Source organism: Lentzea sp. NPDC006480, from assembly GCF_040611995.1.
Classification (GTDB): Bacteria; Actinomycetota; Actinomycetes; order Mycobacteriales; family Pseudonocardiaceae; genus Lentzea.
This window is the reverse complement of the sequence record NZ_JBEXPJ010000204.1, coordinates 1-14986: the sequence shown is the minus strand read 5'-3', so window position 1 is coordinate 14986 and position 14986 is coordinate 1. Positions and strand designations below refer to the sequence as shown.

Below are 14986 nucleotides of genomic sequence, written 5' to 3'. Positions count from 1 at the left end.
GTCAACAACCCGGCCGCCGGTCTGTGGCGAGTTCGGGTGGACGGCTACGCGGTGCCCAGCGGGCCGCGGCCGACGCACGGGCGGCCGCGGAAGCCGCCGACAGGGCCGCAGACCACGCGGGTCAGGCCGCCGACGCCGCGGCAGAAGCGACCCGGCACGCGAACGCGGCCACCGCGGCTGCGAAGACCGCGGTCGACGCGGCGGACCAGGCCAAGGTCGTCTACGACGCGGCTCGGGCGGCTGACGCGGTTCGCGTGAGCACCCGGCTCGACCAGGCCCGCGAGGTGTCGGCGGCGGCCGCGGCGGCGTCGCCTGTGCTCAGCAGCGAGCTCACCTGGGACATGGCCCAGGTCAGCCGCCGCGACCCGCAGACGCGCCAGCTCATCGCCGAGGCGACGGCACCGGGCGTCGACCCGCAGGTGGTGGCGGACAAAGGCCGCCAGATCGCGTTGCGGCTGGTGCGCGACGGAGGTTCGTGGACGAAGGAGGCCGCCCGGACGGCGTTGGGCGGCAGCGACGAACTGGTGCGCGGCTTCGTCACGACCGGTATCGCGGTCGCGGCGGGCAGGGACGACAGGGTCGCGGCGGACGTGCTGACGAAGACCGGCACCGCGGGGTCGAAGGCGGCAGCGCACACGGCACTGTCCGGTTCGGACGATGACGTGCGGCGTTTCCTGGTGGAGCGCAACTACTCCGGCCGGGACGCCGACGACCGGCTGGAGATCAACCAGATCATGGCCGCGGCACGGGACGCCAACCGTCCGATGACGCAACAGGAAGCGCAGAGGGCGCTCGACGCCGGCACCAGCGCCGCGTACCGGAAGTTCCTGTCCAAGACGCGCTACAGCGCCGCAGGCGTCGACGACCGGGTTGCCGTCGGCCGCATCCTCAACGACACCCCCAGCGGCTCGGAGACCAGGGAGATGGCGCAGATCGCGCTGGACGGGCCTCCCGGTCTGCTGCGTCAGTTCCTCGACGTCGACCGGTTCAACGCGCAACGGCACGACCAGGAACAGGCGGCGCACAACTCCGAGGTGCTCGGCTACGTCTCCAAGGCCTCGGCTTCGGCGTTCGTCGCTCTGCAGGCCGCCAACGAGGCCCAGGCGGCCGCGGCGACCGCGAACGACGCCGCGGAGGAGGCGGCGGAGTACGCGCGCCAGGCCGGTGTGTCCGCGGGCAAGGCTGCCGAGGAGGCGCGCAAGGCCAGTGAGGCGGCGGACGCGGCGGCGCGTTCGGCGGAAGCGGCGGCGAACTCCGCGCGCACCGCCATGAACGCCGCGGCGTCGGCGCAGCAGTCGGCCAGATCGGCGGCACGCTCGGCGGAGTGGGCGTCGTCGTCCGCTCAGCAGGCGAGCGAGTCTGCGGTCAGGGCCTACCAGTCGGCGAAGGTCGCGTACGAGACCGCGACGGCCGCGGGTAAGAGCGCGAAGGAGGCGTCCAACGACGCGCAACGCGCCATCGACGCGTACGTGGAAGACCAGTTCCTGTACGGCCAGATGCACGACAAGTACTGCCAGACGCGTTTCAGCAACGATCCCGAGCGGCGCACCGAGTGCAGCAACCTGCTCACCGCCACCGCTGACGAGCTCACGGAGAAGGCGTACCTCAGGAGCTATGCCTGCCGCGTGCTCGACCAGCGTCCCGGCGGCCAGGGCTGGGACAGCTGCCTGTCGTCGGTGCTCTCACCGGACTTCGAGGACCAGCAGATCCTGACGGTCTTCACCGGTGTCCTGACGACGGTCGCCGCCATGCAGGCCGCGGCGATCACCGGCGCGGTCATCTTCCGGGTCGGCGCGATGTGCCTGATGGCCAGTCCGTGCCGGGCGGGCCTGCGGTTTCTCGGGGCGGCGCTGAACTACATCGGGCCGGAGGGAGCGGCGTTCACGCCGTGGATCTCGACCGCCGCCGGTGGCTTCATGGCCGTGCAGAACAGTGCGGTCGCGCGAGAGATCCTGATGAACACCAGGAGCATCGCCTCGCGGCTCGCCAACGCCGTGCGCAGGCTGCTGGGCAAGGCGCCGGAGGACCTGCCGATCGGCTGCATCAACAGCTTCTCGGGCAACACCGAGGTGTTGATGGGCGACGGCAGCGCCAAACGCATCTCGGACGTGCGCCGCGGGGACGTGGTGAAGTCGGCGAACCCGGTCAGCGGCACGGTCGACACCGCCGCGGTGAACGGCATGTACAGCCACGCCGGCCGCAAGGAGGTCGTCGACGTGCGGCTCGTCGCGGGAGGTTCGGTCGAGGCGACCGCCGACCACCCGTTCTGGGTCACCGAGATGCGTGACTGGGTCAGGGCCAGGGATCTGAAGGCCGGCCAGCACCTGCGCACCGACGAGGGCCTGTCGGTCACGGTGAGCGGGGTGCGGCCGCGCACGGACTCGTTGCGCGTCTTCAACCTCGACGTCAGCGCGCCCGACACGTACTTCGTGCTCGTCGGCGGCCGGCCGGTGCTGACGCACAACGCCAACTGCTGGCTGGCGCACATCGCTCTGGGCGTGGACAAGGGCGGTGACCTGGTCAGGTTCGCCGAGCGGATCGGTGCCGACCACCTGATGGGCGACCGGACAGGTTGGTGGGACACCTTCCTCACGCTGGTCGACCTGATGAGGAAGAACCCGGCCTGGGCGAAGATCTCCTTCAAGCTCGACGGGCTCGCCGGCGCCGAACGCGGCGCCCTCGCGGTGGTCGAGGAGGCGTTGAAGGTGGCCGCGGAGATCAGGAAGACCGGCCAGATCCCCGACGGTGCGCCGTTCTACACCATCTGGGAGATCGAGTCCCTGGTGAACGCCAAACTGCTGCGGTATCTCGACTTCTACTACAACGGTGTGAAAGTCCCGAATCCTTGGGCTTGACCGCGCTCGTTCGACGGTCCGGCTGGGAAACTGTGCCCGGCCGGACCGGCTTCCCGAACCCTGACAGGAGTTCAAGTGTCCGATTTCCCCTTGCGGTTGCCGCGGGAGTTCTTCCTGCGGATGTTCGAACCGAAGACGAACACGCTGTCCTACCGGGCGGAGAAGGGGCCGGAGGCGAGCACGCACATCGACCTGATGTTCGGCGGCGTCAGGGAGATGAAGGTCCAGCCGAACCTGCACGACATCACCGTCGACCTGATCGACGGCGGCTATTCGTTGTCCACGCCCGAGTTCCCGGACGGATATGTCCTCGCCGACAAGTTCCACTACGCGGAGGACGACGTGGACGACTGGGACGCGTTCGACGCCCTGCGCATCGACGAGCACGACATCAAGCGGATCTACCACCCGCGCACGCCGCCGTTCCCGATGCCGTAGCCGTGCGTTCGGCGGAACGCCACGGCACTCCGACCACCGGCGCCCTGAATTGTCCGCGAAGGACTTCTGTGGTCGGCCGGTGAGGTGAAGGACCAAGTCCTGACGAAAAGTCGTGATCATCAAGTACTGACCTGACCGTCCACTTCAGACAGCGAGGGCCGTTCCGCTTCGCGGGGCGGCCCTCGCGCTCAGGATCAAGCCATGTCCAGTGACTTCACCGTCGACCATGCCGGAACCTGGTACGGCCCGACGTGGAACGCCTCCTACGGCCTCTTCTCCTGGGTTCTCGAGCGGATCGCCGCCCACACCGCGGATTCGACGGTCGCGCAGGCGATGCGCGAGCACCTCGCCGACCACGACGGGATGTTCTTCCTCACCTGGTACTCCGAACAGCAGGCAGCGGAGATCGTGCGTGTGATCACCGGCCCGTTGCGCGAGGATCTGCCGGGGGAGACCGAGAGCGTGCGGACCCGGGTGGCGGAGCTGATCGCGCTGGCGAAGGGCTGGGCTGAGGCGACCGACGTGTTCCCGCTCAGCCTGCCGTGGAAGTTCGCGCGTCAGGAGAGCGGCGAGGTGGTGCGGTACCACACCGGCGACCGGCCGCTGGACATCGTCTTCGACGGTGTGCACGACGCCGAGCTCCCGGAGGAACTGGACCATCCGGAGATCGGCCTGGCCGACGGCGGTTACGCGGTGAGCGCGGTCGGGTTCGGCGCCGTGGTGCCCGCCGAAGGGCTGCGCCTCCTCGGCGATCCGTACAACGGGCCGCTGGAGCACCGCATCCAACAGCCGCAGCGAATCGCGATGGCGGTACACGCTGGCCAAAGTGGAGAACCGGAGTGGATGATGGAAGCTGAGATCGTCGGACGGGATGCCAGGCTGACCCTGAGCAGGTCGGAGCTCGTGCTGATGCTCAGCGTGATCACGGTGCTGGACAACACCATGAAATCCGACCTCGCCTACCAGGACATGGTCGGCAGGTCGCGGGAAGAGGTCTGGGAGTACGCGAAGCAGTTCAGTGAGCTGGCGAAGGCGATCCCGTACGAGCCTCCTGTGCACTGAACAGGCATGAGACAGGCCCGGTTCCGCTCGGAACCGGGCCTGTCTCATGTGCAATCACGGTGGCAGTGGCGGAAGGGTGCCGTCTGCGGGTGATCAGTGCGCGATCATCACGTGCTTCACGCGCGTGTAGTCCTCCAGGCCGTGCATCGAGAGGTCCTTGCCGTAGCCCGAGGCGCCGAACCCTCCGTGCGGCATCTCGGACGCGACGAGCCCGTGGGTGTTGACCCACACGATGCCGAAGTCGAGTCGCGCCGTCAGCGCCGCGGCCCGCCCGATGTCACGGGTCCAGATCGACGACGCGAGCCCTTGCGGCACACCGTTGGCGAGCGAAACGGCCTCGTCGTCCGAGCTGAACGACTGCACCGTGATCACCGGCGCGAACGGCTCCTCCTGCACCAGCTCGTCCTCCTGCGCCAACCCCGAAATCACCGTGGGCTCCAGGAAGAAACCGGCAGAGCCGTGCTGCCTTCCTCCACAGTGGACCGTGGCGGACGACCGCGACAGCATGCCGAGCACGCGGTCCAGCTGCGCCTTGCTGTTCAACGGACCGAAGTCCTCACCGGGAACCTGGGCGGACGCCGCCTTCACCAGGGCGGCGACGAACTCGTCGTGCACGCCCGAGTGCACCAGCACGCGCGTGGCGGCCGTGCAGTCCTGGCCGGCGTTGTAGTAAGCAGCGCCAACGATTCCCTCGGCAGCGGAAGCGATGTCCACGTCGTCGAACACCAGAACCGGCGCGTTGCCACCGAGTTCGAGGTGCGTGCGCTTCACGGTCGCGGCAGCGCTCCGGGCAACCTCGATGCCGGCCCGAGTAGAACCGGTCAGCGACACCATGGCGGGCACGGGGTGCTCGACCAGCAAGCGGCCGGTGTCGCGGTCGCCCAGCACCACGTTGAACACACCCGCCGGCAACACCTCGGCCGCAAGCGTTGCCAGCAGCACGGTGGACGACGGGGTGGTGTCGGCGGGCTTCAGAACCACCGTGTTGCCCGCGGCCAGAGCGGGCGCGATCTTCCACACGGCCATCATCAGCGGGTAGTTCCACGGCGTGATCTGCGCGATCACGCCCACCGCCTCGCGGCGCTGGTACGAGGTCGCGCCGGAGATGTACTCACCGGCGGCCGCGGTGCCCAGAGCGCGGGCGGCGCCGGCGAAGAACCGGATCTGGTCCACGCACTGGGGGATCTCCTCGTCGAGCACGACCGAGCGGATCTTGCCCGTCTCGCGGATCTCCGCGTCGGCGACGGCCGAAGCACGAGCCTCCAGCAGGTCCGCGAGCTTGAGCAACGCCAGCTGACGCGCACCCGGCGTCGTCCGCGACCAGGCCGGGAACGCGGCGGCCGCGGCCTGGACGGCGGCGTCGACCTCGGCCTCACGGGAGATGACCGCGCGGCCGAACTCCTCGCCGGTGGCGGGATCGACGAGCGCAGAGGTGTTCTCGGCCGAAACAGCGGCGCCGTTGACGAAGTTCGCGACGATCACGTGTGCTCCAGGTGCGTGGGGGCGAACATGCGCAACACCGCGGACAGCACCACCACGTGCGGGCCGTCCCCGGCGAAGGCCTTGGCCAGATCTTCGCGCAACGTCTCGGGCGTGCTGCGGGTGGCGGGCACCCCGAACGCCTCGGCGAGCGCCACGAAGTCCGGCCGGGCCAGCTCGGTCGCGGTGGCCTGGCCGAACGTGTCGGTCATGTACTCGCGCAGGATGCCGTAGCCGCCGTCGTCGACGATCAGCCACACCACCCGCGACCCGTGCTGCGCGGCCGTGGCCAGCTCCGAGATCCCGTACATCGCGCCGCCGTCGCCGGACACCGCGAGCACCGGCCCGTCCACCGCCGTTGCGACGCCCAACGCCGCCGGGAAGCCATATCCGAGGCCGCCGGCGCCCTGGGCGGAGAACTGCGCGCCACCCCGCGGATCCCACGCCGACCAGGCCCAGTAGGCGAGGATCGTCATGTCCCAGCAGGTGGGCGTGCCATCGGGAACCGCCGCCCGCACCGCCGACAGCACCTGCCGCTCCAGGTCCAGCGACTGCGACGAAAGTCGGGTCCGAACCTGCTCCAGCAACCGCGCGACGAGCGACTCGGACACCCCGTCCGCAGGCCGAGCCGTCACGCCGGAAGTCAAGGCGCGCAACGCATGCCGCGCATCGGCGTGAATGCCGAGAGCGGGGTAGTTCGACTCCAGCTTGCCCAGGTTCGCCTCGATCTGGATCACCGAACCGGTCGGCCGGAACGTCCGGTAGTTGCTCGACAGCTCGCCCAACCCGGAACCCACGACCAGAAGAACATCCGCGGACGCGAGGAACTCCGTGGTGTGCCAGTCCTCCAGCCACGACTGCGCGGAAAGCGGGTGTTCCCAGGGGAAGTTGCCCTTGCCGCCGAACGTCGTCACCACCGGCGCCCGCAGCTTCTCGGCCAGCTCCAGCAGTTCGCCGCGAGCCCGCAGGGCACCTCCACCGGCGAGGATCACCGGCCGGGAAGCCCCGTCCAGCAACCGAACAGCCTCCGCGACCAGCTCGGCACGCGGGTAGAGCTCCCGCGCGGACCAGGAAACCGACGTCACCGGCGGCACCGAAGCGGGCCCGAGCAGCACGTCCTGCGGGATCTCCACCCACACCGGCCCGTACGGCGCGGTCAGCGCGATCTCCCACGCCTCGGCCAGGGCCGAGGGGATCTGCGACGCGTGCCGCACCACCCGAGCGTGCTTCACGACGTCCCGGAACGACGCCAGCTGATCGGTCAGCTCGTGCAGGTACCCGCCGCGCACGCCACCCAGCCCGGCCGAGGGGATCTGCGACGAGATCCCGAGCACCGGCGCCGACCCCGCGGCCGATTCCTGCAGCCCGGCAAGGGTTTGCAGCGCACCAGGCCCGGTCGACACCAGCAACGGCGTCACGGAACCGGTGATCCGCGCATGCCCGTCCGCGGCGAAGGCGGCGTTGACCTCGGTCCGCGAACCCACATACCGCAGCTCGGAGCGGCGAAGCGCGTCGAACAACCCCAACGCGTGCTGACCAGGAATGCCGAAGACGGTGTGGGCGCCCAGGGCCTCCAAGGTCTCGACGACGACGTCACCGCCGTTGCGAGTCACTGCCCCTCCTTCAGCGCCAGCAAGCTCACCAGGTCATAAGCCACGTGCGAAGCCGCCACGGACGTGATGTCAGCGTGGTCGTAAGCAGGCGCCACTTCAACCACGTCCGCGCCCACCAGGTTCAGCCCCCGCAACCCGCGAATGATCTCCAGCAGTTCCCGCGACGTCATCCCACCGGCCTCAGGCGTCCCGGTTCCAGGCGCATGCGCCGGATCCAGCACGTCGATGTCGATCGACACGTACAACGGCCGCGACCCGATCCGTTGCCGCAGCGCGTCAACGGTCTCGTCGACGCCCCGCCGCAGCACATCGGAAGACGTCACGATCCCGAACCCGAGCCGCCGGTCGTCTTCGAGATCCTTCTTGCCGTACAACGGCCCCCGCGTCCCGACGTGCGAAATCGCCTCGGTGTCGAGGATCCCGTCCTCGACCGCACGGCGGAACGGCGTCCCGTGCGTGTACGGCTCGCCGAAGTACGTGTCCCACGTGTCGAGGTGCGCGTCGAAGTGCAGCAACGCCACCGGCCCGTGGATCCGCGACACCGCCCGCAGCAACGGCAACGCGATCGTGTGGTCACCGCCGATCGTCACCAACCGGGTGCCTTCGGCCTGCAACTCCGAAGCGGCACCCTCGATCGTCTCGATCGCCTCGCCGATGTGGAACGGGTTGACCGCGATGTCCCCGCCGTCCGCGACCTGGATGCGCTCGAACGGCGCCACGTCCAGGCCGGGGTGGTAGGGGCGCAGCAGCCGGGAGGCCTCCCGCACCGCCGAGGGCGCGAACCGCGCCCCCGGCCGGTACGAGACGCCGGTGTCGAACGGGACTCCCACCACCGCGACGTCCGCGTGCGCCACCTGGTCCAGGCGCGGCAGCCGGGCGAAGGTCGCCGGTCCCGCGTAGCGCGGGACCTGGGAGGAGTCGACGGGGCCGATCATGCGTTCACCAGTTCCTCTTCGGATGCTTCACCCGCCACCCGGCGGTCCCACTGCGCCAGCACAGCGGGATCCGTGGCCGGGGTGGCCAGGCTGACCGCCACGTACGTCACGAGCGACGCGCCGAGGCTGTAATAGATGGCTTCGTTGGCGTACACGTCGACGAACACCATGAACCCGATCGCGGTCAGCGAGCCGAGCGCCATCGACACCATGGCACCGGCACGCGTGCCGCGCTTCCACACCAGGCCACCGATGATCGCGACCAGCAGACCGCCGACGAGGATGTTGTAAGCGACGGTCAACGCGGCCACGACGTCGTTCAAAGCCACTGCGATGCCAATTGCCACCACGCCGATCACCAAAGTGAACATCCGGTTGTTGTGGACGTCGGAGTCGGTCTTGCGGCGCCAGATGTCGTTGGACGCCACCGTGGCGCACGCGATGAGGGCACCGGACGACGTGGACATCATCGCGGCCAGCGCGGCGGCGAGCACGAGCCCGCGGACACCGGTCGGCAGCAGGTTCTCCACGATCGTCGCGAACGCCTCGTCCTTGTTCGCGATGTTCGGGTACAGCGCCTTGCCCGCGAGACCGATCACAGCACCGGCCACCGCGTAGACGAGGCAGTACAGGCCGGAGGTGACGCCACCCCAGGTCGCGACTTCCGGCGACTTCGCGGTGAACACGCGCTGCCAGATGTCCTGGCCGATCAGCAGGCCGAAGACGTAGATCAGCAGGTACGTGATGATCGTGCTGACGCCGATGTTGCCGACGTCGAACACCGCCGGGTCGTTCAGGCGCTGCTGGATGCCGTCGAACCCGCCCGCGGTGGCCAGGCTGATCGGCAGCAGCAGGAAGAGGATGCCGATCGTCTTCACCACGAACTGCACGATGTCGGTCAGCGTGATCGACCACATGCCGCCGAGCACGCTGTACAGCACCACGATGCTGCCGCCGATGATCACGCCGACGCTCTTCGGCAGTCCGAAGAGGACGTTGAAGATGGTCGAGTACGCGATCGTGGAGGTGACCGTGAGCATCAGGGTGTACGCGGCCATCACCAGACCGGAGATCAGGCTGGAGTTGCCGCCGTAGCGCAGGTCGAGCATCTGGGAGACGGTGTAGACCTTCAACTTGACGATCCGGCGCGCGAAAAGTGCGGAGAGCAACAGGATGCCGAGGCCGATGGCGAACACCATCCAGGCGCCGGAGATGCCGTACTTGTAGCCGAGCCCGACACCGCCGATGGTCGACGCGCCGCCGAGCACGACGGCCGACATGGTGCCGGAGTACATGCCGAAACCGAGCCTGCGTCCGGCGACCAGGTACTCGCTCTTGCTGGTGGCGCGGCGCATGCCCCACCAGCCCATGCCGAGCATGCCGAGCACGTAGGCGGCGATCACCGCGTAGTCGAGAGCCACTGTTGGACCTCCTTGGGTTGCAGGTCACAGTAGGAACGCGTGCTGGCGCTGGTAAGTGGTCGGAATGCACAATCGTCGGACCATGGTTGTGCAAACCGTCCCACTGAGGGATCTTGTCGCGCGAGTCGATCTCGGGCTGACCGTGCTCTGCGGCGCCGACGCGCTGGACCGGCCGGTCCGGTGGGCGCACGTGTCCGAGCTGGCGGACCCGACGCCCTACCTGGTCGGCGAGGAGCTGCTGCTCACGGCCGGTGTGCGGTTCCCGTCCGACGTGCCCGCGTACGTCACCGGGCTAGCGTCGAAGGGTGTCTCGGCGATCGGGTTCGGCGTCGAGCCGGAGTACCCGACGGTGCCGTCGTCGCTGGTGGAAGCATGCGCGGCGCAGGGCATGCCGCTGCTGGAGGTGCCGCCGTCGACGCCGTTCCTCGCGGTGTCACAGGCCCTCGGCGCACTGCTCGCGGAGATCGCCGTGCGGGAGCAGCGGATGCTCGCGGACAGCCAGCGCGCCCTGACCCGTGCCGCCACGCGCGTGCGGCCCGTGGAGTCCGTGCTGACCACGCTTGCCGTGGTGCTGAACTGCCGCGCTGATCTCGTTCATGCCGCGTCCGCACCTGAGGAGCTCGCCTCTCTCGTGGCTCGGGTTGCGTCCGGTACCGGGCCTCGTTCGGCTTCGGCCCAGGTGGGTGAAGACCACGTGACGCTCGATCCGGTCGAGTCCGCGGTGCTCGTGGTGCGCCGATCGACGCCGCTGTCTCCTGCCGAACGCGCTGTCGTCGCGGTGGCGCTGGCGTTGCTCGGGCTGTTGCGCAGAGACCTGGAGAGCGAACGCGGCCAGATCGCCCGGCTCGCCGCGTCGGCGTTGCTGCGTTCGCGGGTGGCAGGCCTGGCGACGGTGCTGGGGCCGGGGCCGTACCGGGTGGTGGCGGGGGAGTCGCGGGCGGACTACGACGTGCTGGCGCAGCGGTACGGGCCGCTGGTGTCGAAGGACTCCGGGAACTTCCTGGCGCTGGTGCCGGCCGCCTTCGAGGTGTCCGGACCGGTCGGGGTGTCGTCGTCCGTCCCGGAAGCGGCTGTCGGCGACGCAGTGGCGGAGGCTTCCGCACTGCTGCCGCGTGCCCTCGCCACCGGCGCACCCGCGTTCCCGGCATCCGATTTGTCCTCGCTGGTCGATTCCGTGGCGGCCCGCGCGTTCGCCCGGCGAGAGCTCGCCGGCCTCCTCGGACGCCCCGAGCTGATCGAGACGCTGCGGGCCTGGCTCGGGCAGCACGGCAGCTGGGACCGCGCCGCGGCCGTGCTCGGCGTGCACCGCAACAGCGTTCGGCACCGAATTTCCCACGCCGAGCGGCTGCTCGGCCGTGATCTTGGGACGGCCGACGCACGGGCCTCGCTGTGGCTCGCGCTGACCTGGCTCGATTAATTCCTTTGCGAGGGGCCCGGCGAGTCGGTCATCATTGTTCCATGTTTACCGCAGAGGAATGGGCCGGAGCGCCCTCGAAGCTGTGACCAGCTAGTTCCCTTTCTTCTAATCTCTGCGAGCATTTGTGTATCAATGCTCGTCCTTGGCGTGTTCGTCTAGTGGTCAGGACGCTGGACTCTCAATCCGGAAACACGGGTTCGATCCCCGTACGCGCTACGTGGCCCGGTCTGTGTGGGGTGGACCGGGCCCGCCCGCAACCGGGTCCATGTCAGACGGACCCAAAGAATCTTCGAAAACTTCGCCCGAATGGTCTAGGCGCCAGTTACGCTCTGCGAATGGCTGCGGTCCCCGCCTTCGCACGCTACGAGGTCGACGTACGTCGGCCGAACGCCGCACGGATCCACGACTTCTATCTGGGCGGCGCGCACAACTACGCCGCCGACCGGGCCTTCGCCAAGCAGGCGGTCCGGATCGACCCGGAACTGCCGCTCGTGACGCGAGCACACCGGTCGTTCCTCAAACACGCCGTCCGGCACTGCTGGGCCGCTGGTGTCCGGCAGTTCCTCGACCTCGGCTCGGGCATCCCGACGTGCGGTGCGACGCACCAGACGTTGCCGGACGCCAGGGTCGTCTACGTGGACTCGGACCCGGTCACCGTGGCGTTCGCGCGCGGGCTGCTGCGCGGTGAGCCGCGGACGTGCGCGGTCGAGGCCGACCTGCGCCGCCCCGAGCAGGTGCTGCGGCATCCGGGCGTGATGTCTCATCTCGACCTGCGCGAGCCTTACGCGGTGTTGATGGTCGACGTCCTGAGATACGTGGACGACGCCACCGGGCCAGGGCGGGTGGTGCGCCGGTATCGGCACGCGTTGCCGGCGGGAGGGTTCCTGGTGGTGTCACATCCGGCGCCGGTCGAGCAGCTCATGGAGGGGCTGTCGATCGAGGCGCCGTGCGTCGTGCCCGGGGCCTATGCGGGCATCGGCCGAAAGCCGGGCCGTATCTAGCGAGTTCGCCGCGCCTCCTAAGGGAACGTGCGGGAAGTGCTCGAGCGGGCGAAGGCCCTGCGGTGGGCGGGGAGGCCGGAGGACGCGGCTGCGGAGCTGCGCAAGGCACTCGCCGGCCCCGGCGACCGCTGCGAGCTGCTGTACCTGTTGTGGGACTGCCAGTTCGTGCTCGGCGACCGGGCGGCCGCGCACGAGACGCTGCTGGAGGCCAAAGGGCTCGCCACCGGCTCGATGGTGCAGCGGATCGCGGTGGCCGAGGCCAGCTGGCTGATGTCGCAAGGGGAGTATCGCGCAGCGGTGGAGCTCGCGGACTCGGTCGCCACCGAGTCCGATGAGATTCGTGCTTACGCGTTGAGCGTTCGTGGTGTGTGCGAGGCGTTCCTGGGGGATCTGCCGCGCGGCACGGCCACTTTGGAGGACGCGCGCACGGCCGCGCATCGCAGTGGCAGCCTCCGTGAGCTCACTCGCGCCGTGGGGAACCTGACCTTCGTGCTCGCCAGTGCCGGGCAGCACGAGCGCAACGCGCGCATCGGCAAGGAAGCGTTGACCCGGCTGGGGATTCAGGGGCTCGCGCCGACGTTCTCGGCGGTGATCCGGTACAACGTCGCGACCAGCCTGCTCGCGCTCGGGCGGTGGGACGAACTGGACTCCTTGGAGGTTCCGGACGCGATTCCGGGCAACAAGGCCGCGCGGATCCTGCTGTGCCAGGCGGAAGCTGCCGCGTTGCGGGGACGGGATGCCGACGACCTGATCGCACGGGCCGAGAAGGTCATCGAGGGGCCGGACGCGTTGTTCCTCGCCCAGTGCGCGTACACCAGAGCCGTTGCGGCACGGGCGAAAGGCCAGTACCGGTCCGCCGTCGAACTGTGCAGGGAGACGGTGCTGGACCTGCCGGAGGCGTTGACCGGTGGCGAGGTGCTGCGGCTGTGCGCGGCGGGACTCGGTGCGGCACGGGACCTTCAGGCAGCGGGCGGCCGGGTGACGAAGCTCGACGATCCGGCAGCGACGGTCGCGGAGCTGCTGGCCCGGCTGCCGGTGCCGCAGGGGCCGGAGGACGAGGTGTGGCGACGGCACGCGTTCGCGGAGGCCGGGCGGGACTCGTGGGCGGAGATCGCGCTGGAGTGGGACCGCCTGAAGATGCCGTACCAGGCCGCCTACGCGCGAACTCGTTGTGGCGAACCGGAAGCGCTGCGGCACGCCGACCGCGCGGCGCATCGGCTCGGCGCGTCGCCGTTGGCCAAGATGATCGACCGCGAGGCGCGCAGACGGCGCATTCCGCTGCTGCATCAGGACAAGCCGCAGCTGGGCACGTTGACGCCCCGCGAGCGCGACGTGCTGGAGTTGCTGGGGTGGGGCCGCACCAACAAGGAAATCGCCGCCGAGCTCGTTCTGAGTGTTCGGACGGTGGGGCTGCACGTGTCGCACGTGCTGGCGAAACTCGGTGCGGGCAACCGGTCCGAGGCGGCGCGAATCGCGCGCGACCAAACCTAGGTATTGCTCTGGATGTGCCGGTGGGCCGCTGTGAGTTCTCCTTGACGGGCAACGGGATGAACCGCAGGCGCGGCGCGGCCGTGTTGTGACGGCAGAACCAACACGCGCCCCTTCGCCGAAGGTCAGCTGCCGTACCAGAATTCCGGGGCGCCGAGCGGTGGGCGCGGCGTCCCGGAGCCCACCATCCATCCCTGAGGGGGGAACCGCCCGTGAATCCGACCGATCCACCTACCAACCTCGAGCTCTGGGCCGTCCTGCACGTCGACGAGTTCCAGTTCCGCCTGGTCAAGCCGTGGAACCTGGACACGCTGGCCGCGGCTCTGCGCAACGCGGCCGCGCAGGGCACGCAGGTCGAGGTGCGCGCGTACAACGACCAGAACGCCGAGATGACCGTACTGGTGAACCCGGCCCGCGCCCGCGTGGTCCACATCGGCAAGCGCAACGTCGTGGTGCCGCGCACCGGCATGCCCGACGTGTCGCTGAACGGCGTACCCAACGGTTTGACAGTGGTCGACGCGGGGTAGCCGTCCGGCGACACGTACGGAGCCTGGAGGGCGTCATGACCCACCGCGTCACTGTCAAGGTCGCCGGTCTTCAGCCGGTGCAGATCCTGGCCGCCCTGGCCGGTATCGCGTTCATCGTGTTCGGCGTCGTGGGATTCACCCGCACCGGGGTGGGCGACTGGTCCACCCACTCGTTCGTGCTCGGGTTCTCGGTCAACCCGTTCCACAACCTGGTGCACGTGGTCGTCGGCGTGCTCGGTCTGCTGATGGCTCTCGGGTCGGGGACGGCCCGCCTGTACGGGTGGCTGCTGTTCCTCGGGTACGGCGCCATTTTCGTGTGGGGCCTGATGATCACCGGCGTGCTGGCGCAGAACCCGGCGTCGCAGTTCGGGAACCCGTTGGCGCTCAACACGAACGACAACTGGTTGCACCTCGGGCTCGCGATCTTCGGTTTGCTGCTGGCCGTGGTTCCCGCGCGGCGGCGGTTGATCGAGGAGGAAGAGGAGCCGGTGCTGCCGGAGCAGAGGTCGTCGGAGTTCCGGGACGCGCACGAGGTTCGCGACGAGAAGCTGCACGACGGGCAGACTCGTGAGCACCGGATCGAGGAGATGGACCCGACCGTCGGCCACCGCGAGCCGATCACCAACGAGCAGGCGACCGTCGATCCCAAGACCGATCGCGTGAGCCAGGACAAGATCAAGCACTAGGTCCCCCCGCCGGATCCCCTGGTCCGGCGCAGACGCGCCGTGAGAGCCCACATGCGGCTCTCAC

12 protein-coding genes and 1 tRNA gene are annotated in these 14986 nt (G+C 69.3%); 9 read left to right on the top strand and 4 right to left on the bottom strand.

The genetic code is table 11. The annotated features are described in order from the left end of the window. The 3 genes from ABZX92_RS41165 to ABZX92_RS41155 form a co-directional block, all read left to right on the top strand. The coding region (locus ABZX92_RS41165) for a polymorphic toxin-type HINT domain-containing protein (protein WP_355570906.1) at positions 1-2855 on the top strand (2855 nt) is incomplete at its 5' end. Between the two features lie 75 nt (positions 2856-2930). Next, complete coding sequence (locus ABZX92_RS41160; RefSeq protein ID WP_355570905.1) at positions 2931-3293, top strand: hypothetical protein; 363 nt, start codon at positions 2931-2933, stop codon at positions 3291-3293. Between the two features lie 201 nt (positions 3294-3494). Further along, positions 3495-4355 carry a hypothetical protein gene (locus tag ABZX92_RS41155; RefSeq protein ID WP_355570904.1) on the top strand — a complete coding sequence of 287 codons (861 nt, stop codon included), beginning with the start codon at positions 3495-3497 and terminating at the stop codon, positions 4353-4355. A gap of 93 nt (positions 4356-4448) precedes the next feature. Here ABZX92_RS41155 and ABZX92_RS41150 read toward each other — a convergent pair whose 3' ends face one another. From ABZX92_RS41150 to ABZX92_RS41135, 4 genes are read right to left on the bottom strand one after another with little or no spacing between them, the layout of a single operon-like run. Beyond that, entirely contained in the window at positions 4449-5837 is a 1389-nt protein-coding gene (locus ABZX92_RS41150; protein WP_355570903.1) for an aminobutyraldehyde dehydrogenase, read from the bottom strand. Further along, positions 5834-7447, bottom strand: a complete 1614-nt coding sequence (locus ABZX92_RS41145) for a thiamine pyrophosphate-binding protein (protein WP_355570902.1) — start codon at positions 7445-7447, stop codon at positions 5834-5836. Before ABZX92_RS41145 ends, ABZX92_RS41150 begins: the two co-directional genes overlap by 4 nt. Continuing rightward, positions 7444-8382, bottom strand: a complete 939-nt coding sequence (speB, locus tag ABZX92_RS41140) for an agmatinase (protein WP_355570901.1) — start codon at positions 8380-8382, stop codon at positions 7444-7446. The genes ABZX92_RS41145 and speB overlap by 4 nt, the downstream gene beginning before the upstream one ends. Further along, a complete protein-coding gene (locus ABZX92_RS41135) occupies positions 8379-9803 on the bottom strand; it encodes a sodium:solute symporter (protein ID WP_355570900.1) in 1425 nt (474 codons plus the stop codon). The genes speB and ABZX92_RS41135 overlap by 4 nt, the downstream gene beginning before the upstream one ends. 82 nt (positions 9804-9885) lie before the next feature. On the opposite strand from ABZX92_RS41135, the gene ABZX92_RS41130 reads away from it, so the two are divergent. From ABZX92_RS41130 to ABZX92_RS41105, 6 genes are all read left to right on the top strand, one after another. Further along, positions 9886-11220, top strand: a complete 1335-nt coding sequence (locus ABZX92_RS41130; RefSeq protein WP_355570899.1) for a PucR family transcriptional regulator — start codon at positions 9886-9888, stop codon at positions 11218-11220. A 144-nt stretch (positions 11221-11364) separates the two neighbouring features. Continuing rightward, positions 11365-11436: transfer RNA gene (locus tag ABZX92_RS41125), tRNA-Glu, on the top strand. Positions 11437-11555: 119 nt separating this feature from the next. Then, on the top strand, positions 11556-12221 hold the full coding sequence (locus tag ABZX92_RS41120; RefSeq protein ID WP_355570898.1) for an SAM-dependent methyltransferase: 666 nt from the start codon (positions 11556-11558) through the stop codon (positions 12219-12221). Positions 12222-12257: 36 nt separating this feature from the next. Continuing rightward, complete coding sequence (locus tag ABZX92_RS41115; RefSeq protein WP_355570897.1) at positions 12258-13712, top strand: LuxR C-terminal-related transcriptional regulator; 1455 nt, start codon at positions 12258-12260, stop codon at positions 13710-13712. 209 nt (positions 13713-13921) lie between these two features. Next, on the top strand, positions 13922-14236 hold the full coding sequence (locus tag ABZX92_RS41110) for a hypothetical protein (RefSeq protein WP_355570896.1): 315 nt from the start codon (positions 13922-13924) through the stop codon (positions 14234-14236). Between the two features lie 35 nt (positions 14237-14271). Then, complete coding sequence (locus ABZX92_RS41105) at positions 14272-14922, top strand: DUF4383 domain-containing protein (protein WP_355570895.1); 651 nt, start codon at positions 14272-14274, stop codon at positions 14920-14922. Positions 14923-14986 lie beyond the last annotated feature (64 nt).

What these genes read in the sequence shown, in the direction of transcription:
- ABZX92_RS41155 (WP_355570904.1), top strand. Translation starts at nt 3,495, where the DNA reads ATGTCCAGTGACTTCACCGTCGACCATGCCGGAACCTGGTACGGCCCG.
- speB (WP_355570901.1), bottom strand. Translation starts at nt 8,382, where the DNA reads ATGATCGGCCCCGTCGACTCCTCCCAGGTCCCGCGCTACGCGGGACCG.
- ABZX92_RS41130 (WP_355570899.1), top strand. Translation starts at nt 9,886, where the DNA reads ATGGTTGTGCAAACCGTCCCACTGAGGGATCTTGTCGCGCGAGTCGAT.
- ABZX92_RS41120 (WP_355570898.1), top strand. Translation starts at nt 11,556, where the DNA reads ATGGCTGCGGTCCCCGCCTTCGCACGCTACGAGGTCGACGTACGTCGG.
- ABZX92_RS41105 (WP_355570895.1), top strand. Translation starts at nt 14,272, where the DNA reads ATGACCCACCGCGTCACTGTCAAGGTCGCCGGTCTTCAGCCGGTGCAG.